Origin of the sequence: Variovorax sp. Root318D1, assembly GCF_001424835.1 — a bacterium.
Lineage (GTDB): Bacteria > Pseudomonadota > Gammaproteobacteria > Burkholderiales > Burkholderiaceae_C > Variovorax.
Genome location: NZ_LMCQ01000023.1, coordinates 22,279 through 42,714 on the forward strand (window position 1 = coordinate 22,279; position 20,436 = coordinate 42,714).

At 67.4% G+C, this 20,436-nt stretch carries 22 protein-coding genes; 11 read left to right on the top strand and 11 right to left on the bottom strand.

What is annotated here, in order from left to right; translation table 11 throughout:
* Window positions 1-30 precede the first annotated feature (30 nt).
* The 6 genes from ASC78_RS21100 (at window position 31) to ASC78_RS21125 (ending at window position 4,986) form a co-directional block, all read left to right on the top strand.
* The gene (locus ASC78_RS21100) at window positions 31-444 is read left to right on the top strand and encodes an acyl-CoA thioesterase (RefSeq protein WP_055805809.1); all 414 of its coding nucleotides are present in this window, start codon (window positions 31-33) and stop codon (window positions 442-444) included.
* On the top strand, window positions 441-1,607 hold the full coding sequence (gene prpC / locus ASC78_RS21105) for a bifunctional 2-methylcitrate synthase/citrate synthase (protein ID WP_055805812.1): 1,167 nt from the start codon (window positions 441-443) through the stop codon (window positions 1,605-1,607). The genes ASC78_RS21100 and prpC overlap by 4 nt, the downstream gene beginning before the upstream one ends.
* Window positions 1,608-1,641: 34 nt before the next feature.
* The gene (locus ASC78_RS21110; protein ID WP_055805815.1) at window positions 1,642-3,096 is read left to right on the top strand and encodes a bifunctional 2-methylcitrate dehydratase/aconitate hydratase; all 1,455 of its coding nucleotides are present in this window, start codon (window positions 1,642-1,644) and stop codon (window positions 3,094-3,096) included.
* Window positions 3,097-3,100: 4 nt separating this feature from the next.
* Window positions 3,101-3,979: an isocitrate lyase/PEP mutase family protein gene (locus ASC78_RS21115; protein WP_200934345.1), complete on the top strand. Its 879-nt coding sequence runs from the start codon at window positions 3,101-3,103 to the stop codon at window positions 3,977-3,979.
* A gap of 175 nt (window positions 3,980-4,154) precedes the next feature.
* Window positions 4,155-4,493: a hypothetical protein gene (locus ASC78_RS21120; protein WP_055805818.1), complete on the top strand. Its 339-nt coding sequence runs from the start codon at window positions 4,155-4,157 to the stop codon at window positions 4,491-4,493.
* 214 nt (window positions 4,494-4,707) lie between these two features.
* The gene (locus ASC78_RS21125) at window positions 4,708-4,986 is read left to right on the top strand and encodes a DUF4242 domain-containing protein (protein WP_055805820.1); all 279 of its coding nucleotides are present in this window, start codon (window positions 4,708-4,710) and stop codon (window positions 4,984-4,986) included.
* A gap of 62 nt (window positions 4,987-5,048) precedes the next feature.
* On the opposite strand, the gene ASC78_RS21130 is transcribed toward ASC78_RS21125, so the two are convergent.
* The 3 genes from ASC78_RS21130 to ASC78_RS21140 form a co-directional block, all read right to left on the bottom strand.
* Window positions 5,049-5,519 (bottom strand): cupin domain-containing protein, encoded by a 471-nt coding sequence (locus tag ASC78_RS21130; protein WP_055805823.1) that lies wholly within the window; start codon window positions 5,517-5,519, stop codon window positions 5,049-5,051.
* Between the two features lie 64 nt (window positions 5,520-5,583).
* Window positions 5,584-5,943 (bottom strand): group I truncated hemoglobin, encoded by a 360-nt coding sequence (locus ASC78_RS21135; protein ID WP_055805827.1) that lies wholly within the window; start codon window positions 5,941-5,943, stop codon window positions 5,584-5,586.
* Between the two features lie 116 nt (window positions 5,944-6,059).
* Window positions 6,060-9,137: a helix-turn-helix transcriptional regulator gene (locus ASC78_RS21140; protein WP_235505163.1), complete on the bottom strand. Its 3,078-nt coding sequence runs from the start codon at window positions 9,135-9,137 to the stop codon at window positions 6,060-6,062.
* Between the two features lie 285 nt (window positions 9,138-9,422).
* Here ASC78_RS21140 and ASC78_RS21145 point away from each other — a divergent pair, with 285 nt between their 5' ends.
* From ASC78_RS21145 to ASC78_RS21160, 4 genes are read left to right on the top strand one after another with little or no spacing between them, the layout of a single operon-like run.
* Complete coding sequence (locus ASC78_RS21145) at window positions 9,423-10,112, top strand: DUF3348 domain-containing protein (protein WP_055805832.1); 690 nt, start codon at window positions 9,423-9,425, stop codon at window positions 10,110-10,112.
* Window positions 10,109-12,199, top strand: coding sequence for a DUF802 domain-containing protein (locus ASC78_RS21150; RefSeq protein ID WP_055805835.1), 2,091 nt, complete (start codon window positions 10,109-10,111; stop codon window positions 12,197-12,199). The genes ASC78_RS21145 and ASC78_RS21150 overlap by 4 nt, the downstream gene beginning before the upstream one ends.
* The gene (locus ASC78_RS21155; protein ID WP_055805838.1) at window positions 12,199-12,858 is read left to right on the top strand and encodes an OmpA family protein; all 660 of its coding nucleotides are present in this window, start codon (window positions 12,199-12,201) and stop codon (window positions 12,856-12,858) included. Before ASC78_RS21150 ends, ASC78_RS21155 begins: the two co-directional genes overlap by 1 nt.
* Before the next feature lie 4 nt (window positions 12,859-12,862).
* A complete protein-coding gene (locus ASC78_RS21160) occupies window positions 12,863-13,504 on the top strand; it encodes a DUF2894 domain-containing protein (protein WP_082517618.1) in 642 nt (213 codons plus the stop codon).
* Window positions 13,505-13,515: 11 nt separating this feature from the next.
* On the opposite strand, the gene ASC78_RS21165 is transcribed toward ASC78_RS21160, so the two are convergent.
* The 5 genes from ASC78_RS21165 to ASC78_RS21185 are packed head-to-tail and all read right to left on the bottom strand — an operon-like array spanning window position 13,516 to window position 16,744.
* The gene (locus ASC78_RS21165; protein WP_055805841.1) at window positions 13,516-13,827 is read right to left on the bottom strand and encodes a chaperone modulator CbpM; all 312 of its coding nucleotides are present in this window, start codon (window positions 13,825-13,827) and stop codon (window positions 13,516-13,518) included.
* A 2-nt stretch (window positions 13,828-13,829) separates the two neighbouring features.
* Window positions 13,830-14,792 (bottom strand): DnaJ C-terminal domain-containing protein, encoded by a 963-nt coding sequence (locus ASC78_RS21170; protein ID WP_055805844.1) that lies wholly within the window; start codon window positions 14,790-14,792, stop codon window positions 13,830-13,832.
* A 48-nt stretch (window positions 14,793-14,840) separates the two neighbouring features.
* Window positions 14,841-15,482, bottom strand: a complete 642-nt coding sequence (locus tag ASC78_RS21175; RefSeq protein ID WP_055805847.1) for a histidine phosphatase family protein — start codon at window positions 15,480-15,482, stop codon at window positions 14,841-14,843.
* 11 nt (window positions 15,483-15,493) lie between these two features.
* Window positions 15,494-16,069: a glutathione S-transferase family protein gene (locus tag ASC78_RS21180; protein WP_055805851.1), complete on the bottom strand. Its 576-nt coding sequence runs from the start codon at window positions 16,067-16,069 to the stop codon at window positions 15,494-15,496.
* Window positions 16,070-16,105: 36 nt separating this feature from the next.
* Window positions 16,106-16,744: a CDP-alcohol phosphatidyltransferase family protein gene (locus ASC78_RS21185; protein ID WP_055805853.1), complete on the bottom strand. Its 639-nt coding sequence runs from the start codon at window positions 16,742-16,744 to the stop codon at window positions 16,106-16,108.
* A 241-nt stretch (window positions 16,745-16,985) separates the two neighbouring features.
* On the opposite strand from ASC78_RS21185, the gene bla reads away from it, so the two are divergent.
* Window positions 16,986-17,879: a class A beta-lactamase gene (bla, locus tag ASC78_RS21190; RefSeq protein WP_055805856.1), complete on the top strand. Its 894-nt coding sequence runs from the start codon at window positions 16,986-16,988 to the stop codon at window positions 17,877-17,879.
* A 9-nt stretch (window positions 17,880-17,888) separates the two neighbouring features.
* Here the strand turns inward: bla and ASC78_RS21195 are convergent, their stop codons facing one another.
* The 3 genes from ASC78_RS21195 to trhA form a co-directional block, all read right to left on the bottom strand.
* On the bottom strand, window positions 17,889-19,190 hold the full coding sequence (locus ASC78_RS21195; RefSeq protein WP_055805859.1) for a UDP-N-acetylglucosamine 1-carboxyvinyltransferase: 1,302 nt from the start codon (window positions 19,188-19,190) through the stop codon (window positions 17,889-17,891).
* A 24-nt stretch (window positions 19,191-19,214) separates the two neighbouring features.
* Window positions 19,215-19,655, bottom strand: coding sequence for a helix-turn-helix domain-containing protein (locus ASC78_RS21200; protein WP_055806719.1), 441 nt, complete (start codon window positions 19,653-19,655; stop codon window positions 19,215-19,217).
* 96 nt (window positions 19,656-19,751) lie between these two features.
* The gene (gene trhA / locus ASC78_RS21205) at window positions 19,752-20,372 is read right to left on the bottom strand and encodes a PAQR family membrane homeostasis protein TrhA (RefSeq protein ID WP_055805862.1); all 621 of its coding nucleotides are present in this window, start codon (window positions 20,370-20,372) and stop codon (window positions 19,752-19,754) included.
* Window positions 20,373-20,436 lie beyond the last annotated feature (64 nt).

Here is a 20,436-nt window from a genome sequence, read left to right on the forward strand (position 1 = left end):
TATGGTCACGATGTTGCGTAAATTGCGAATATGCAAAACGCACGCGGCACAGTCCGACTGATCGAGGTGGTGTTCCCCGAGCACACCAACCACTACGGCACCTTGTTCGGCGGGCAGGCGCTGCAGCTGCTCTCGAAGGCGGCCTTTTTGGCGGGCCGCAGCTTCGCGCACGGCGACGTGGTGATGGCGCGCTGCGGCGAAGTGCTGTTCCATACGCCGGTGCGCCTCGGCAGCACGCTCGTGCTCGAAACGGAGGTCGCGCGCGTGGGCCGCAGTTCGCTCACCGTGCGCGTGGCCGGCAGCGTGCAGGACGTGGCCACCGAGGCGCTCACGCGCGTGCTCGACGGCGAATTCGAGATGGTGGCGGTGGACGCCGCCGGACGGCCGGTGCGGCTGGCAAGCCCGCCGCACCTTCATCAACAAACATTCGAGGAGACGGTATGACATTGCTGACAGACAACGCGCCCGCCGCCGGCTTCAAGCCGAAGAAATCCGTTGCGCTTTCGGGGGTGACCGCGGGCAACACCGCGCTGTGCACCGTGGGGCGCACCGGCAACGACCTGCACTACCGCGGCTACGACATCCTCGACATCGCCGACGTCTGCGAGTTCGAGGAGATCGCGCACCTGCTGGTGCATGGCAAGCTGCCCAACGCCTCCGAACTGCGCGCCTACAAGAGCCGCCTGAAAGCGATGCGCGGCCTGCCTGCGAGCGTGAAGGAGGCGCTGGAGCGACTGCCCGCCAGTGCGCATCCGATGGACGTGATGCGCACCGGCGTCTCGGCGCTCGGCTGTGTGCTGCCAGAGAAAGACGACCATTCGCTGCCCGGCGCACGCGACATTGCCGACCGGCTGATGGCCTCGCTCGGCTCGATGCTGCTCTACTGGTACCACTGGTCGACGCAGGGGCGGCGCATCGAGGTCGAGACCGACGACGATTCGATCGGCGCGCACTTCCTGCATCTGCTGCATGGCCGGGTGCCATCGGCGAGTTGGGAGCGTGCCATGCACACTTCGCTCAACCTCTATGCGGAGCACGAGTTCAACGCCTCGACCTTCACTGCGCGCGTGGTGGCGGGCACGGGCTCCGATGTCTATTCGGCCATCACCGGCGCCATCGGCGCGCTGCGTGGACCGAAGCACGGCGGCGCCAACGAGGTGGCCTTCGAGATCCAGAAGCGCTACGACACGCCCGACGAAGCCGAGGCGGACATCCGCCGCCGCGTGGAAGCGAAGGAAGTCGTCATCGGCTTCGGCCACCCGGTCTACACCGTGTCGGACCCGCGCAACGTGGTCATCAAGCGCGTGGCGAAAAAACTTTCCGACGAGGCCGGCTCCACCCGCATGTACGACATTGCCGAGCGGCTCGAGGCCGTGATGTGGGACGCAAAGAAGATGTTCCCGAACCTCGACTGGTTCAGCGCCGTGAGCTATCACATGCTCGGCGTGCCCACGGCCATGTTCACGCCGCTCTTCGTGATTGCGCGCACCAGTGGCTGGGCCGCGCACATCATCGAGCAGCGGCAGGACAACAAGATCATTCGGCCCAGCGCCAACTACACCGGCCCGGAAGACCTGATCTTCGTGCCGATTTCTGATCGCCGCTGAAAAAATCCTTCCTGTCTACCGTCATAGAAAAATCATGTCCGCTCACATCAGCAACGTCCGCCCCGAACCCGACCAGGTGCTGGTCGACATCGTCGACTACGTGCTCGCGCACCAGCAGCTCACCAGTGCGCTCGCCTATGAAACCGCCCGCCACTGCCTGATCGACACGCTCGGTTGCGGCCTGGAGGCGCTCGAGTACCCGGCCTGCACCAAGCTGCTGGGCCCGGTTGTGCCCGGCACTGTGGTGCCGCACGGCGCCAAGGTGCCCGGCACGCCGCACCAGCTCGACCCGATCCAGGCCGCCTTCAACATCGGCACCATGATCCGCTGGCTCGATTTCAACGACACCTGGCTTGCCGCGGAATGGGGCCATCCGAGCGACAACCTCGGCGGCATTCTTGCCACGGCCGACTGGCTCAGCCGCAATGCGGTGGCCGCGGGACGCAAGCCGCTCGTGATGCGCGACGTGCTCACGGCGCTGATCCAGGCGCACGAGATCCAGGGCTGCCTGGCGCTGGAGAATTCGTTCAACAAGGTGGGGCTCGACCATGTGGTGCTGGTCAAGGTGGCCTCGACCGCAGTGGTGGCGCGCCTGATGGGCCTTTCGCGCGACGAGATCGTCAATGCCGTATCGCTCGCATGGGTCGACGGGCAGAGCCTGCGCACCTACCGCCATGCGCCCAACACCGGCAGCCGGAAAAGCTGGGCTGCGGGCGATGCCACGAGCCGCGCGGTGCGCCTCGCGCTGATCGCGAAGACCGGCGAGATGGGCTACCCGAGCGTGCTCAGCGCCAAGACCTGGGGCTTCTACGACGTGCTGTTCAAGGGGCAGCCTTTCAAGTTCCAGCGGCCGTACGGCACCTACGTGATGGAGAACGTGCTGTTCAAGATCAGCTTCCCGGCCGAGTTCCACAGCCAGACGGCGGTGGAGGCGGGCATGGCGCTGCATGCGCAGCTGAACCGCGCCGGCAAGGCGGTGGACGACATCGAGCGCGTGACCATCCGAACGCACGAGGCTTGCATCCGCATCATCGACAAGAAGGGTCCGCTCGATAACCCGGCCGACCGCGACCACTGCATCCAGTACATGGTGGCGGTGCCGATGATCTTCGGCCGCCTCACGGCCGCCGACTACGAAGACGGCGTGGCGAGCGATCCGCGCATCGATGCGCTGCGGAGCAAGATCGTGTGCGTGGAAGATCCGCGCTTCACGGCCGCCTATCACGACCCCGAGAAGCGCAGCATCGCCAACGCGCTGACCGTGGAGTTCAAGGACGGCACCAGTTTTGCCGAAGTAATCGTCGAATACCCCATCGGCCACAAGCGCCGTCGGGCTGAGGGCATTCCGCTGCTCGAAGCCAAGTTCCGCACCAACCTCGCACGCCGCTTCGCACACAAGCAGCAGCAGGCCATCCTCGATGTGTCGCTCGATGCGAAGAAGCTCGAGGCCATGCCGGTGCACGAGTATGTCGACCTCTATGCCGCTTGATCCGATGCGCACGAACATCGAATCCCCGAAGAAAACCCTGCGCCGCCTGGCCGAGGCGCGCCGCGGCGTGCTGGTGCCGGGCGCATTCAATGCGCTGTCGGCCCGCGTGATCGAAGACCTGGGCTTCGAAGCCATCTACGTGACCGGCGCCGGGGTCACCAACATGCACTTCGGGCTGCCTGACCAGGCCTTCATGGGGCTGCACGACATCGCGGAGCACACCGCACGCATCCGCGATGCCGTGAACCTTCCGCTGCTGGTCGATGCCGACACGGGCTTTGGCAACGCACTCAACGTGCGGCATGCGGTGCGCGTGCTCGAGCGGGCAGGGGCCGACTGCATCCAGCTCGAAGACCAGGTCAGCCCCAAGCGCTGCGGCCATTTCGCGGGCAAGGCGGTGATCGACACGGCCGAAATGCTGGGCAAGATCAAGGCGGCGGTCGATGCGCGCACCGACGCCGACATGCTCGTCATGGCCCGCACCGACGCGGCGGCCGTGCACGGCTTCGAGGCGGCCATCGAACGCGCGCAGCAGTTCAGCGAGGCGGGCGCCGACATTCTTTTCGTCGAGGCCGTGACCTTGGCCGACGAGGTGCGCGCCTTGCCGAGGCGCTTGGGCAAGCCACAGCTCATGAACATGGTGATCGGCGGCAAGACGCCGACTTTCGGCGCCGAAGAGCTCGGTGCGCTGGGCTATGGGCTGGTGCTGTACGCCAATGCCGCATTGCAGGGCGCGGTGGCTGGCATGCAACGTGCATTGACTGTGCTGCGCGATACTCGCCGCCTCGACGAAGACCCATCGCTCGTGGTTTCGTTTGCCGAACGGCAGCGCTTGGTCGGCAAGCCCGGGCTCGACGAGCTTGAGAAAAAGTACGCGGCGTGATGGGCGGGCGGGTCGAATTACCTCAACGAGATGAGCACTTTAGCCGTCCCGTTCAGAAAGTTCCCTGCCATTGTTTCAATTTCATGAACACTGCGATTCGATTGGCTAGGGTTTTCCCTGGTAATTGAGGTGCAAACTTCGAGGCATCCAAAGCCCGATCAAGAAGGAAATTGAAATGAAGACCTCGAACATCCTCGCCGCCGCCGCTCTCTCCCTGCTCGCCGCCGCTGGCGCCCACGCAGAGACCTATGAAGGCGTGCAGCCCCTCAGCGCCGGCTACAGCCGCGCCGACGTGGCCCCCCAAGCCGCAGCCGCCGCCCGCGAAGGCAACGCCTACAGCGACGCTGCTTCGGCCGTCGTGGCTCCCGTGCTGGCTTCGACCGACCGCGCTGAAGTTCGCAACGAAGCCGTTGCCGCTGCGCACGCACCCGGCCAGAACCTGCGCCGCGAAGCCTTCGCAGACAGCGTGATCCCTTCGCAAGCTCGCAGCTTCACGCGCCAAGCCGGCCTGTAATCCAGGCAGGCAGGGAAGAGCGGCAACGGCCGCTTGCTCCCGGCAACAAACAAAAAGCCGGACGGTGCCAAAGCGCCGTCCGGCTTTTTGCTTTTGGCGCCACGGGGTGGGTAGGCGGCAGGTTAGTACGAACGGCCAGGCGGGGGAAACACTTGGGGCCGCTCGGCGCCTGTCCGTCCTACGATGGCAGCCTCATCCGAACGAAGGAGTTGCCATGCCTCTCTATCTGATCGAACGCACCTTTGCCGAAGCACTTGAGGTCTCGCCCGAGGGCGCGGCCAGCATCATGCGCATCAACGACGACGTCGGGGTCCGCTGGCTGTATTCGTTCTTGAGCGCCGACAAGAAGAAGACCTACTGCCTGTACGAGGCGCCCAGCGCCGAGATGATCCGCGAGGCGGCGCAGCGCAACGGGTTGCCGGCCGACGTGGTGATCGAGGTCGACGAACTGCGCCCGCCAGCGGTGCAGGCCGAGGCCGCCGCGACGGCCTGAGCGGCGACGGTCTGAACGTACAGCGAGCGGCATTGCGCCGCTCGTTCTTCGCTCCCGTCGGCTTACTTCGACCGCGGGTCGTCCGCTGGATTGACGTAGGTGACGCCCCAGGGCCCGGTGCCGTGAAGCTGCACCACGGTTTCCTCCTGGGTCCATGCAAAGTGCGGCGTCTTGGCCTGCAGGATCATCATGCCGCCCGCGGTCACGGGCATCGACTTTTGCATGTCGAGCTTGTCGCCCAGGCCCATGTGGAAGGTGCCCGAGAGCACGGTCACCCGCTCGACGGCCGGGTGCCAGTGCGGCGGAATCCGGTAGTTGGCGGGCACCCTGATGCGCACCGTGAACGGCACGGCCTCGCTCATCGGCCCTTCGAGCACCGCGAGCTTTGCGCCCGGCGGCAGTGAGGGAACGTCGGCCCATTTCAAGTCGGCGGGCGAAATCATCCGATGGTCGGGGGTCTGGGCCCAACTCGTCGCGATGGCCGCTATCAGGGTGGCACCGATCGCCCAGGCAGCAAATGGTTGGCGTGTCATGGTCTTTCCTTTCGGGGTCACCGGCGAAACGCCGCCGGGGCGCGGGCAAGAGCGCGGCAGTCGTCTACAGCCGCACCACATCGCCCTTCAATGAATAAAGAATGGCGACCACCTCGTTCTTCTCAGCCTGGTCGTACCCGTTCTTGGACATCGCGGCAAGGATGTCGTCGATGGCGGCGACCAGCTCCTGCTCGTTGATGTTCATTCCCTTGTGCGCGGTCACCAGGTCCTTGCCGGTGTAGCACTGCGGGCCTCCGCTGCCGGCACAGAGAAACTCGAACACGTGACGCTCGACCTCGGGGCGGTTGCTGTTCGCGAAGCGGGCACGAATCAGCGGGTTGTTGTAGTGGTTCTCGACGACGTCAGTCACGAGCCGCTGAATGCGCTCCCCACCGCCGAGCCGTTCATAGAGGGTTGCGGGCATACGAGACTCCTTCTGGATTGCCGACCCGGCGGCGCCGGGCCTGGGACAGACCATAGGACGGCCGGCGCGGCCGCGCATCGCCCGAATTGACCATTTGGGCCGCGTGCGGCCAGTGGCTACCGGCCAGCAGCGGAGACCGTCGAGCCTTCGGACGCCACGCGATGGCGGTGGGCCCAGGCCGCGGCTTCGGTGCGGCTTCGGCAGTCGGTCTTGGAGAGGATGTGGCGCACGTGGTGGGCCACCGTGTGCGGGCTGATGAACAGCCGCTGCGCAATTGCCTGGTTGCTGTGGCCGGCACTGAGCAGCCGCAGCACGTCGACTTCGCGCGGGCTCAAGCCTTCGGGCGCCGCGGGTGATTGAGCGGCGCCTTCGAGCTCGCGCTGCAGCGCCTCGCAGCGGCGGGCGAGGCCGGCCATGCCAAGTTCGCGGCCGATCGAAAGCGCCGCTTCCAGATGCGATCTTGCGGCGGCCTCGTCGCCGCCGCGCCGGAACAGCCACCGCGCCCATTCGAAGCGGCTGTGCGCGAGCCAGGGCCGGCTGCCGCCTTGCTCGTCGAGCGCGGCCGCAGCCGCGAAATGAGCGGCGGCGCTCTCGTCGTCTTTCGCCAGTGCGGCGAGCATGCCGCGGTAGCGGTCCACAGCGCCGAAGCAGGCGATGTTGGTGCCGGTGACCACGTTGCGACCGGCATACGGCGCGAGCAGCTGATAGAGCGTGGCCGCGCGCGGCACGTCGCCAAGGCGGGCGCAGACCTCGGCGGCAAAGACGATGTTGGTGAGCCACATGCCATCACGCGCAATGCCTTTGAAGCCATCGGCCGCCAGCGCTTCATAAGCCTCGCGGGCGGGCTCGTGCAGATCGAGCTCGGCACAGATCAGCGCGAGGCCGGGCTGCCACAGGCTGTTGCGCGGCACGCTGCCGACCAGCCCGCGCAGCACCGGCAGCACCTCGCCGAGCCGGCCCTGCTGACGCCGCAGCAAAAAGATCTGCAGGCTGTAGGCACCCTGCGCATGGTTCGACAGGAAGCGCTGCCCGAGCGTGAAGGTCTCGCCGGCCAGCCGTTCGGAATCCGCGAAGCGGCCTTCGTACGCGGCCAGCAGCGTGAGGCTGGCCAGGCCCATGGCTTGCATGAAGGGCTGGCGGATTGCATCCGCCACTCGCGAGTGCACCTGCGCCAGCGAGCGCGCCGCATCGAGCGCGCCCTTCTCGACCAAGTCGCCAAAGTACCAGCCGGTGAGAGCATCCACCCATTCGAGGTGGCCTGCACGTTCGGCCACGTCCAAGGCCTCGCCTGCGCAGCGCAGTCGCTCGTCGAGCTGCTCGGGATCGCCGCGCGCCGGCACGATCGCGGCCAACGCCTTGAACAGAGGCTGCGGCATGGCCAGTTGGCGCGCCAACGCCACGGCGCTGCGCTGCGCCGCGTTGGCTTCAGGCTGCCGGCCGCAAAAGATGCAGGCGCGGCACAGCGCGGCCAGCAGGTCGACCCGCAGCGCGGCATCGAAGCGATCGGCCGCCGTGAGCGCCTCTTCGAGCAAGGCGGCCGCCTCTTCGCCCGGGCGGCTGATGCGCCAGCCGTTGTCCTCGAAGCCGAGCGCCGCCCGCGCGAACAGCTCGGCGTCGCCGAGCGCGCGCGCCAGCGTGGCGGCTTCCAGGAAGGTGGCGGCAGCTGCATCGTTCTCGCCGGCATGCATCTGCACCGCGCCCAGCGCCAGCAGCAGTTCGCCATGCCGCGCGCGCTCGGCCGGCAGCCAGCGCTCCTGCAGCTGCAACGCGAGCCGATAGCAGCGCAAGGCCTCCTCGTAGGCCATCACCGCAACGGCCCGCGCGGCGGCGCGCTGCGCGATCTCCAGCGCGCGCGCCGGGCTGCCCACAGGCAACGCTGCGGCCGCGTGGTAGGCCAGCGGCGCCAGCACCGCGTCGGGATCGGCGGCGTGGCGCGCCTCGAGCGATTCGGCAATTCGCCCATGCAGCTCGACGCGCCGTGCCGCGGGCAGCTCGTCGTAGAGCACTTCACGGATCAGCACGTGGCTGAACTGGTACTGCGCCCCCTGTGGTACCCGCTCGATGATCCGGTGCGACAGCGCTTCATCGAGCCTGCCGAGCAGTTCGGCCTCGCTGTCGGCGCCGGCCAGTTCGGCCAGGAGAGGCAGGTCGAAGTCGCGGCCGATGCAAGCGGCAATCGCCAGCAGCGTGCAGCAGGGCGCCGAGAGCCGGTTGAGCCGCTGGCCGATCACCGCGCGAATGCCGCTCGGCACGGTTTCGACCAGCGCCGCGGCGGCATGCGGGTCGTTGCCTTGGGGGCCCTGCTGCAAGAAGCGCAGCGTCTCCACCAGGTACAGCGGATTGCCTTCGGTGCGGCGGTGCATGGTTGCAATCACCGCGGGCGGCGGCGTCACGGCGCTGGCCGCGGCCACCATCCGCTCGGTTTCTTCCAGGCTCAGGCCCGGGAGCGGCAGCCGACAGAACTGCCGTGTATTCAACAGTTCGGCCAGCGTGGTTGCCAACGGGTGCTGGCGCGACAGATCCGCCTCGCGGTAGGAGCCGAGCAGCAGGATGCGGCTCTCGCTGAGTTCTTGCGCGATGAAAGCCAGGAGCCGCAGCGACGAGGCATCGGCCCAGTGCAGGTTGTCCAGAATAAGGAGCAGCGGCCGCAGCGTGGCTACCTGGCGCCAGAAATGCGCCACTGCGGCAAACAGGCGAAAGCGCGCCTGGTCGCCTTCGCCGATGGCTGGCACCGCGGTGCCCGGGGGCAGCCGCTCGGCGAGTTCGGGTGCAATTTCGACGGCCGCCGCGGCGTCCCGCCCGAGCAGCGCTGGCAGGCGCTCGTCGCGGCAGGCCCGCAGGCAGGCCTGCATGGCGCGTGTCCAGGGCAAGAAGGGCGGCGCACCAGGTTCCTCGAGGCAGCGGCCCCACAGGGTGAGCATGCCGCGCCGCAGGGCCAGCGTTGCCACTTCCTGCGCCAGCCGGGTCTTGCCGATGCCAGCCTCGCCGCTGACCATCATCACGCGGCCGCGCCCGGCCAGTGCCCCGCCGAGCGCATCGTGCGCCAGCTGCAGTTCGCCGCGGCGCCCCACGAAGGGCTCGGTGGCGCCCGCCACCGCGGGGCTTGCCACCGGCGCGGCACCGCAGGCCGGACATGGCGCATCAGCGTGCAGGCTGACGCGTCCGCAGCGGTGACAAGCGATCCGATCCAGCATGGCCATGCCGCTCCTCGAGCTTTTCCGGCCATGGGGCCGGCATGGACGAGTCTGCACGCGGTATGCGCTTGTAGGGCTTAGGACTTACGCCACGCCACGCCACGCCACGCCGCGTTGAAGACGCTGCCGAAGCGTGCACGGGCTGGACGGTCGCCGCGGCGGCTGGCCGAAAACGCGCCGTAACCGCCGCTGCGTTACTGGAAGTTTCACTCGGGCGGGGGTGCTCGGCCGGGGCTCCCGGGAGGGGTGGCCAGTGTAGACTGCCAGGTTTTTCGTTCTGGCGGTATGGCGCACGTTTCACAGCGCACAGTTTTCAACGGTTCGGCGCTGGTGCGCCTGCTTTCCCGACTGGCCGACGCAGGCGTGCGCGAACCCACGCAAGCCACCGCGGACCGATTGAGCCAATGGTTCGGCTGGACCGATGCCATTTCGCTTTCCGCGGCGCTGGACGGCGTTCCGGCGGTCGCTTCTTCGCGGCTGCGGGCTCCCGCCGGTTCCGAGGAGCGGGAATGCGCCCGTGCGCGGACTGCGCTGGCCAATGCGATCGCAGAAGACGGCGTGGTCATGGCCGCAACCGACTTCGCGCCGCTGCGCCGCCGCTACCTTGCGCTACAGCAGGCCATGGAAGCCGGCATCGGCCCGTTGCGCGGGCGCTTGCGGACGACGCTGGCGGCCAGGTCCCCGGCCATGGCAAGGCTGGCGGCAGTGGACGTGGTCATGGAGCAGGTACTGGCTGCGCGCGAGCACAGCCTTTTGGCCGGCGTGCCCGCATTGCTCGAAAAACATTTCAACCGCTTGAGCGGGAACGGCACGTCGACGACAGCCGAGCCCGCCGGCGAACCCCAGGCCGGCGAGTGGCTGCACGTTTTCCGCAAGGACATGAAGACCGTGCTGCTCGCCGAACTGGATTTCCGATTTCAACCAATCGATGGGCTGCTCGAAGCCCTTCGCACGAGGCAACCAGAGTGCCAATGAATAGATTTCTTCACTACGCTGCTTTTGCCGCGGGCCTGGCCGTCGTGTGCTGGGTTGGCGCGGGCTACGCCGGGTCGCATCCCTTGGCGCTCATCGTCACGATGATCGTCGGCGCGTTCTACATCATGGGTGCGCTGGAGCTGCACCGGTTCCAGCAGGCAACGTTCACCTTGAGCCGCGCCGTGGCCAACTTGTCGGCCGCTCCGGCGGACTTGGGCGCATGGCTCGGCCAACTGCATCCAACGCTGCGCAACGCGGTGCGCCTGCGCATCGAAGGCGAGCGTGTCGGCTTGCCCGGCCCCGCGCTCACGCCCTACCTGGCCGGACTGCTGGTGCTGCTGGGCATGCTGGGCACATTCCTCGGCATGGTGGTCACGCTCAACGGCACCGGGCTGGCGCTGGAGACGGCGACCGACCTGCCGGCCATCCGCGCTTCGTTGTCAGCCCCAGTCAAGGGCCTGGGGCTGGCGTTTGGCACTTCGGTGGCCGGCGTGGCCGCCTCGGCGATGCTCGGCCTTGCCTCGGCCCTGTGCCGGCGCGAACGGCTGCAGGCCGGGCAAGCGCTCGACAGCAAGATCGCGACTACGTTGCGCATCTACTCGGAGACCCATCGGAGAGAGGCATCGTTCCAGTTGCTGGAGCAGCAGGCTCAGCTGATGCCCCGGCTCGTCGACCAGCTGCAGGCGATGATGGCCACGATGGAGCGCCAGGCCCAGGCCTTGAACGAGCGGCTCGTCACCGGCCAGGCGCACTTCCACACCCAGGCCGAGGCCGTGTACGCCGGCCTGGCTTCCTCGGTCGACCAGTCGCTGAAACAGAGCCTGACCGAAAGCGCCCGCATCGCCGGCGCCACGATCCAGCCGGTCGTCGAAGCCACCATGGCCGGCATCGCGCGCGAGACGGCTTCCTTGCACGACACCGTCGCACGCACGGTGCAGCAGCAGCTCGATGGGCTTTCGAGTCGTTTCGAAGCTACGACGACCAGCGTGGCCGACACCTGGAAGGCCGCGCTTGCCGAGCATGAGCGCACATCCGGCGCGCTGGCCAAAGACTTGAGCGCATCGCATGAGCGCTTTGCCGAGACGTTCGAGCAACGTTCGGCATCGCTGGTCGAAGCCGTTTCCGCCCGGCTCGAGGGCACGGTGGGCAGCGTGTCCGAAACCTGGGGCAGTGCGCTCGCACAGCATCAGCGCGTGAGCGAAAAGCTGTCGGAAGACACGCACCAGTCCCTCGCCTCCGCAGCCGCAGGCTTCGAGCAGAACGCGGCATCGCTGCTGCGCACCGTGGACCAGGCGCATGCCGATCTTCAGACGCAGATGGCGGCGCGCGACGAGCAGCGCCTGTCGGCCTGGACGCAGGCGCTGGCGGCCATGGCCACATCATTGCAGCAGGAGTGGCAGCAGGCCGGCGCGCACACGGCGGGCCAGCAGCAACAGCTTTTCGAGACCCTGGCGCAAACCGCCCGCGACATGTCGGCGCAGGCCGAAGCCCACGCGAAGACCACGGTGGCCGAAATCGCCCAGCTCCTGCAGGCCGCGTCCGACGCGCCGCGCGTGGCGGCCGAAGTTGTGGCCGAGTTGCGCCAGAAGCTTTCTGACAGCATGGCCCGCGACAACGCGATGCTGGAAGAACGCAGCCGCATCATGGAAACACTGGGAACGCTGCTCGACGCCGTGAACCACGCCTCCACGGAGCAGCGCTCGGCAGTCGATGCGCTGGTCGGCGCGTCGGCCGATGTGCTGGAGCGCGTCGGCAGCCGCTTCACCGACAAGGTCGAGGCGGAAACCGGAAAGATGGCCGGCGTCGCCGCGCAGATCACCGGCAGCGCCGTCGAAGTGGCCAGCCTCGGCGAAGCCTTCGGTCTTGCCGTGCAGCTGTTCAGCGAATCGAACGACAAGTTGGTGGCCCATCTGCAGCGCGTCGAAGGCGCGCTCGGCAAGTCCATTGCACGCAGCGATGAGCAGCTGGCGTATTACGTTGCGCAGGCGAGGGAGGTCATCGACCTCAGCATCATGTCGCAGAAGCAGATCGTCGAAGACCTGCAGCAGATTGCCGGCCGGCAGCAGGCCGTGGCGAGCGAAGCGTGATGCGGGACGACCTCGACGCCGGCCTGGAGCCGAGCGTGCCGGTGTGGGCGGTCTTCGGCGACCTGATGTCGGGGCTCGTCGGCGCCTTCGTGCTGATCCTGGTGGGCGCGCTCGGCATGCAGCTGGACCTCGCGGCAAAGCTGCAGGCCGAGGTGCAGCAGCGCCAGGCCGAGACGCAGCGCCGGGAGGCGCTCGAGCAGGCGCTGGCAGGGCCGCTCGCGGCTGGCAGGGTCACGCTCACCAACGGGCGCATCGGCATCAGCGGCAGCGTGCTGTTTGCCTTCAACTCGGCCGATCTGCAGCCCGAAGGCCGGCAAGTGCTCAAGAGCCTGGCTGCACCCGTGGCCGCCTACCTCCGCGCGCGTGACGAGGTGCTGATGGTGAGCGGCTTCACCGACGACCGCCAGATGCGGCAGACGAAGGAAGGCAACCGGCCGTTCACGGACAACTGGGAGCTGTCGGCCCAGCGCGCCCTGACGGTGACGCGCGCCTTGATCGAAGAAGGCATTCCCTCGTCATCGGTGTTTGCCGCGGCCTTCGGGTCGGAGCAGGCGGTGGCGTCCAATGCCGATGCCGAAGGACGCGCAAAGAACCGGCGCGTCGAAATGGCGCCCACGCCCCGGCAGCAGACCGGCACCGGCGCGAAGGCCCGTGAGTAGCGTCATGGACGATCCCATGGCGATGCTCGATGCGTGGCGTGCGCGCGGCGAGCATCGCGTGGACCCGGTGCGCTTTCGTTTCATCGAGGCGATGGCCAGACGCGCGACCGAGCACCAGGGCGATGCGCGGCGCATCCTCGATGACAAGGTGAATAGCCTGCTCGCGGCGTATCGCGAGAATCTTGAAAAGAGCGCGGGCGTTGTTCCCACGGCGCCGCCAAATACGGGCTCGAAGTTGCCGGCCCCGCCTGCTCGCGGGCCGCTCGCCGAACTCGTCGAGCACATTGCGCGGCAGTCGCCGCTGCTAGCGGAAGGGCTGACTGCGACAACCGATGCCGCGCCCGCTCCCGAACTGAAGACGCTCCGGTATTTCAGGAGCACCTGGTCGCGGCTCAGTGCCGACCGGCGGCTGACACAATCATTGGCGAAGGTACCGGACAACGCCGGCCCACTCAACTCGCATCACCTCGTGCATCGGTCGCTGAAGCTGATGCATGAGCTCTCACCCGAATATCTGAACCGGTTCATGTCGTACGTCGACACGTTGCTCTGGGTCGATCAGCTGAATGGCAGCAACGCGCCCGCCGCGGCAAACGCGCCGCGCGCCGAAAGCCAGAAGAAGGCCGCGCGCGGCAAAGCCGGCTGAGGCGCTTCCGGCTAGCGCAAGCCGTGCGCGCGGATCACTGCTTTCAGCCGCCGCACCTCGTGCTGCAAGTCGAGAATCAGCGCCGCTGCGTCCAGGCCCACGCCAAAGTCGCGTTCGAGCCTGCGCGCTTCCAGGGCGCATTGCAGGTCGGCGCTGGAGAACTGCCACCGCTCGGGTGGCGCTTCGGCGGTGGTGATCTGCACGATGCCCACTTCGACGAGTTGCACCACCCATTCGGTGTCAGCGCCGCAGGCATGGGCCAGCTCGCTCGCGGCAAGCGGCTGCGACGCGCTGATGGCGGTTGTGACGGATACGGTCGCCATGCTCACACTCCCAGATGCTGGCGTGGGTTGAACGAAGCCGACGCTTGCGCGAGCTGCTCATAGGCCTTGCGCGTGGCCTCCGCGGTGGCGGGGGGCAGGGCAATTTCCAGCAGCAGGTACAGGTCGCCGGGCTGCTTGCCGCCAAGCCCGCGGCCCTTGAGCCTGAGCTTGAGGCCGCTGCGCGCATTGGGCGGCACGGTCACCTCGACCGCGCCGCCGGTGGGAACGGGCACCTTCACTTGCGCGCCGAGCGCGGCCTCGGTCGGTGTAACGGGCAGCGTCATGTAGATGTCGCGTTCCTCGACGCGATAGAGCCTGTGCGGCGCGATGCGCACCTCAAGGTACAGGTCGCCGGCCGGCTCGCCGCCGTGGCCGGGCATGCCCTGTCCGGCAAGACGGATGAACTGCCCCGGATGCATGCCGGCCGGGATCTTGACGCTGAGCGTGCGCGTCTTGAACGACGGGCGGCCCTGCGCGTCGATTTCTTGCGAGCGCAGCGTGATCTCGCGCTCGGCGCCGTTGAGTGCGTCCTCGAGCGAGATCTCGATGGCCGCGTGATGGTCTTCGCCGCGGGCGCGGTAGTTGCGCCTGGCCGCGCCGCGCCGCTCGGCCTCGCCGAAGAGCGACGAGAAGAACTCGCTGAAGTCCGCGTGGTCGGCCGGGCCCTGGTTCGGGCCGCGGTGAAATTCGAAACCCGTGTCCCAGCCTGGCGGCGGCTGGAAGTCGCCTTCGGGGCGGCCGCCGCGCGCTACGCGGTCGGCCAGTGCGTCGTAGGCGGCGCGCTTTTCCTTGTCGCGCAGCACGTCGTTGGCTTCGTTGATGTCGCGCATGCGCTTCTCGGCGTCGGCTTCCTTGCTGACGTCGGGGTGGTACTTGCGCGCAAGCTTGCGGTAGGCCTTGCGCACGTCGTCGTCGGACGCGGTGCGGTCGATCCCCAGTGCGCTGTAGTAGTCCTTGAATTCCATGGCGGTCGGTGTGGGGGTGAACGCCGAACGGTACGCGCCCGGGCTTTGTCAGGCCAGGGCGGAATCGCCGTCGGCATGCCGCAGCAGCGGCGTTACGGTCCATGTGGGGCCGCTCCGCGAGAAACGCAATGGCTGCGCATTGCCAAGCAGGGCGAGGTCGATGGGCACACCGATCAGCGCGGCCAGTGCATAGAGGGTGCCGCCATGGGCTACCACCAGCACCGGTGCCGGCTCTGCCAGCGCCGCATTGAGTGCAAGCCGTTTGCGCGCCACGAACTGCGCGAGGGTTTCGCCGCCTTCGGGTTCGCAAGCCCAGTCGATATTGGCCGACGAGGTGCCGATGAGCGCGCCGAAATTGCGTTCGCGCAGTGCGGCCTGCGGCGTTGGTGCGAGGCGAAGCACTGCGGCCACGGTATGTGCCGTGTCGTGTGCGCGCCGCGCATCGCTGCAGACGATGGTGCGGATCGGCTCCCCCGCCAGCAGCTGGGCTGCGCGGGCTGCCTGCTGCAGCCCGAGCTCGCTCAGCGGTTCGTCCACGGCCTGGAAGATGCGCTGCGCATTGCGGCCGGTCTGGCCATGGCGCAGAAAGTAGAAGTGGTCGCAGGCCGGCGAGAGCGGCTGCTCGGCGGCAATGTGGACCAACTGGTCGAGCCCGGCGGTCGCGCCGTGGGGAAAAGGTGCCTGTGACATGAGGGTGTGGTTCAACTGAACTTCATGCCCTTGGGGCGGGCCTGCAGACGGTCGATGTAGGCATCGATCTTCGGCCGGTTGGAGCGGCCGCCGAATGCGCGGTGCCAGATGAACATGGAGCCGATCATCACGTCGGCGGCAGTGAACTGCGCGCCGAAGAGATAGGGGCCATAGCCCAGTTCGCGCTCCACCGCATCCTTGGCCTGCTCGAAATCGGTCCAGCCGCGCGCGCTGTTGTTGCTGCGCAGCCCCAGCAGGCTGTCGCCCATCGAGGGCTCGAGCTGCGCCGTGGAATAGACCATCAGCGACAGGTAGCGGCCGCGGTCGGGCGAGCCCACGGATGGCGCCAGCCTGGCCTCTGGAAACTTCTCGGCCACGTACATGCAGATGGCCGCGTTCTCGAAGACGCGGGTGCGGCCATCGACCAACGCCGGCAGCTTGCCGGAGGGATTGATCTTCAGGTACTCGGGTTTCTTGTGCGCCTTCTCGCGGATGAGGGTCGGCACGATCTCGTAGTCCACGCCGGCTTCTTCGAGCATCCATTTCGCGACCTGCGCACGGCTGTGTGGATCGAAATACAACTTCATGAGGAGCCTCCTTTGATTGATCGGCAGCGGCGCCGGTCAGAACTTGGGAATGCGCAATGTCTTGCTGATCATCAGCGTGCCCGACAGCGCAAAGAGCAGGGTGAGCGGATGCAGCTCCCATGGGCCGATCACCCAGGCGCCGCCCCACACCGCGTCCCCGATGCGGCCTTGCCAGGCTGCAAGGGCCAGCACGCCCACCAGCACCACGCTGGTCGGAATGGGCGTACCTTCGAAGTACTTCACCTTGTCGGCGCCTGCGGAAAGCGCCTCGGCCGTGACGTTGTAGCGCGCGAGCCGGCTCACGCCGCAGCAGACGAAATAGATCAGCAGCACGCAGTCCCAGCCGCCGTCCAGGCCCGCGGCAAAGGCCAGCGCGGCGGGCGCTACGCCAAACGAAATCACGTCGGCCAGCGAATCGAGCTCGCGCCCCAGGGCGGAGTGCGTCTGCCGCCAGCGCGCAATGCGGCCGTCGAACACGTCGAACACGAAGGCCGCGGGCGCGAGCGCCGCCGCCCAGAAGAATTGCGCGACCGACTGGCTGGCCATGAAGGCCATGGCAAGGAACACGGCCCCAACACCGCAGGCCGCGTTGCCTAGCGTGAATACGTCGGCCAGGTGAAAGCCGCGGATCATCGAGAAATGCTTGCGGGCCGGTGCGGGGGGAGGGGTGGTCATGGGCGTGCTTCGGAGTCGGCGAATGCTCCGCACCTTAACGCAAGCCGGGCCGCTTTCCTGTAGTCGCCATCCGACTCCGCAAGGCTGGGCCGGAAGTTGCCGCATCGCCGGCTTGTGCCGGTTCACAGGTCTTGTGGTTACACCGGATACAGGCGAGACGCGGCTGCACCGCCTGGCGCTGGAGCCGGCGCGGCGGCGCTCCTACGATCACTTTCGTTCCATCCACTCTGCCAACCAACCCATGAAATCCCTTGTCCATCGCCGCACCGTTCTGCTTGCCGCTTCCGCACTCCCCCTGGCCAGCGCCTGTAGTGCATGGTCCGCAAAAGGGCCGCAGGCCGCATCGGCCGAGGCAGAGCTCGCAGCGCTCGAAAGCAGCGTGGGCGGGCGGCTCGGCGTGGCGGCGCTCGACACCGCCACCGGCGCGCGCGTGCAGCACCGCGCAGCCGAGCGCTTTCCGCTGTGCAGCACCTTCAAGACCATGCTGGCCGCGGCCATCCTCGATCGCAGCACCCGCGACGGCAGCCTGCTGGAGCGGCGCGTGAGCTATGGCAAGGGCGACATCCTGCCCCATTCGCCCATCACCGAAAAATACCTGGGGCAGGGCATGACGGTCTCCGCAATGTGCGCCGCCACCATTCAATACAGCGACAACGCCGCGGCCAACCTGCTGATGAAGATTCTCGGCGGCCCTTCCGCGGTGACTGCCTATGCGCGCTCCATCGGCGACCAGGCCTTCAGGCTGGACCGCTGGGAAACCGAACTCAACAGTGCGATCCCGGGCGATCCGCGCGACACCACGACGCCCGAGGCCATGGCTGCGAGCCTGCAGCGGCTGGTGCTGGGCGACGCCCTTGGTGCGGCGAAACGCAGCCAGCTCGAAACCTGGCTGTTGGGCAACACCACCGGCGCCACGCGAATTCGCGCCGGCGTTCCGGCCGACTGGAAGGTGGGCGACAAGACGGGCGCGGGCTCCTACGGCACCGTGAACGACACGGGCGTGCTGTGGCCGCCGGTTGGCGCGCCGCTGGTGCTGGCGGTCTACCTGACGTTTCCGACGCAAAAGGATGCGGAGGGCCGGAACGACGTCATCGCATCGGCGGCGCGCATTGCCGTGAATGCGCTCAGGGCCTGAGCCCGGCGCTCACTCTTCGCTGGTCCACTCCACCTGCGCGCCCAGGCTGCGCAGGTTTTCGGCGAAGCGGGGATGGGCCCGGCGGATGGGTGTGGCATTGCGGATTTCGGAACGGCCCTCGATGCTGGCCGCCACCATGAAGAGCGCAATTGCCACGCGGATGATGTAGGGGCTCTCGACCACGGCTGGCGTCAGCGGGCTGCCGCCGAAGCTGATGAGCCGGTGCGGGTCCGACGAGAAGACGTGGGCGCCGAACTTCGACAGTTCGCCGGTCCATCCCAGGGCACCGTCGTAGACCTTGTTCCAGAACATCGCATTGCCCTGGGCCCGAACGCCCAGCGCAATGAAGATCGGAAGCAGGTCGACCGGAAAGTAGGGCCAGGGCGCAGCCTCCACCTTGGTGAGCACGTTGCTGGTGAAAGGCGTCTGCACCTTCAGCGGACCGGCGCAGCTGGCGCGCGACCAGCCGTCTTCGTGCGCGATGGTGACGCCGAACTTGGCGAAGGTGCGGTCGATCAGCGGAAAGTTGTCGGGCGCGCTGTTGCGCACCACCACGTCGCCGCCCGTGATGGCGCCCAATGCCAGAAAGGTGGTGATCTCGTGAAAGTCTTCGTCGAAGCGGAACTCCCCGCCGCGCATCGCATTGCCGCCATGCACCGTGAGCCGCGAAGTACCGATGCCTTCGATGCGCACGCCCAGCATGGCCATGAAGCGGCAGAACTCCTGCACGTGCGGCTCGGAAGCCGCGTTGGTGAGCGTGGAGGTGCCTTTGGCCGCCGCCGCGCACAGCACGAAGTTCTCGGTCGTGGTGACGGATGCGTAGTCGAGCCAGTGCTCGGTGGGGGTCAGCGGCCCGTCGCACCGAACCAGGAGCGAGCCGCTGGCACGCTCCACCTGCCCGCCGAAGCGGCGGAACACGTCGACGTGCGGATCGATCTCGCGCACGCCCAGCGTGCAGCCCTTGACGTTGTCCTCGAGCCGCGCAATACCGAAGCGCGCGAGCAGCGGGGGCACCAGCATGATCGACGAACGCATTTCCTCCGGCAGGCGGTCGCGCGCGGCGTCAAAAGCCGTTTCGCGGTGGTGCAGATCAAGCGTGCCGGTGGCGTGGTCCATCCGCGCCTCGCTGCCCAGGCTGCGAAAGATGTCGAGGATCTTGCGTACGTCGGTGATGTCCGGCACGCCATGCAGGCGCAGCGGCTCGTTGGTGAGCAGCGTGGCGCACAGCACAGGCAGCACGGCGTTCTTGTTGGCGGAAGGGGTGATGCGGCCGCGAAGCGGCGTGCCGCCGTGCACGATGAGGTTGGACATGGGAATGCGGGGCCTGAAGCGTTTTTAGTCCGCGCCCAGCTGCTCCGCCGCTTCACGCGGCCGCAGTCCGCGAACCGATGCCAGTCCTTCGAGCTGCGCCTTGCGGGGTCGGGCCTTGCCCTGTTCCCATTTGTAGATGGTCTGGCCGGTGACGCCTACCAGCTTGCCGTAGGCGGCCGCCGAAAGGCCGAGCTTCTCGCGGTGCGTTGCCAGGCGGCTGGCGCTGAAACGGCGGGCCGGTCCGGAATCGCCAGTTTCGTCCGCATCGCCTTGGGGCGAGACGCGCGTTGACACTTTGGTGGCGCGCCGCAATTCCTTTTCCAGTTTCTCGACCTGCCGGCGCAATGCGGCAATCGAGGCACGATGGTGCGTGGATGCTTTTTTCAGCGTTTCGATCTCTGTGCGCACCTCCTTACGGGCAACACGGGAAATCTCGGCTTTGAGGATGGTGGCGATATTTGGCATGGGCGCATTTTGCACATCTCTTGGGACGTGTTGCCTTGGGAGATACGGCAACACGCGCCTGAGGCCCTTGAAGTAAGGCCGGGCCGACCGCTGTCGTCAGAGCACGAAGCAGCCTACGGACACGAAGTGGCTCGCGGTGCCCGCAAGAACGAACAGGTGCCAGGTCCCGTGCGCATGCCTGAAGCCCCGCCGGTTCCGGTAGAACACCGTGCCCACGGTATAGAGCACGCTGCCGGCCAAAAGCCAGGCCAGTCCGCCGCTCTCGAGCCGAGCGGCCAGTGGCACGGCCGCCAGCACGCCGAGCCAGCCCATGCCGATGTAGAGCGTCAACGCCGGCTTGGTTGCCGCGCCCTTGCCCTGCAACAGCTCGCGGCTTATGCCGAAAAGCGCGGCGCTCCATACGGCGGCAAGCAGCAGCCAGCCCCACAAGCCATTCAAAGTGACCAGTGCGAACGGCGTGTAGGTACCCCCGATCAGCAGGTAGATGGCACAGTGGTCGGCCTTTTCCCAAAGGCGCTTGCGAGGCCCCCGCGTGCTGTGGAACAGCGTGGATGCCGCATACAGCGCCACCGCGGAGAGCGAGAACACCAGCGCGCCGGCAATCCGCGCGGGGTCGCCGGTGGGCACGGTCTTGGCAAGCAGCAGGACCATGGCCACAAGGGCGAACACCAGGCCCAAGAGATGGGTATAGCCATTGAGCCGTTCGCCGGGGTACATCGCGTCGGGGTTGCAGTCTTGGTTGTGGAGGCAAAGGCCAGCGGATGCTAGGGTTGCCTCGTGA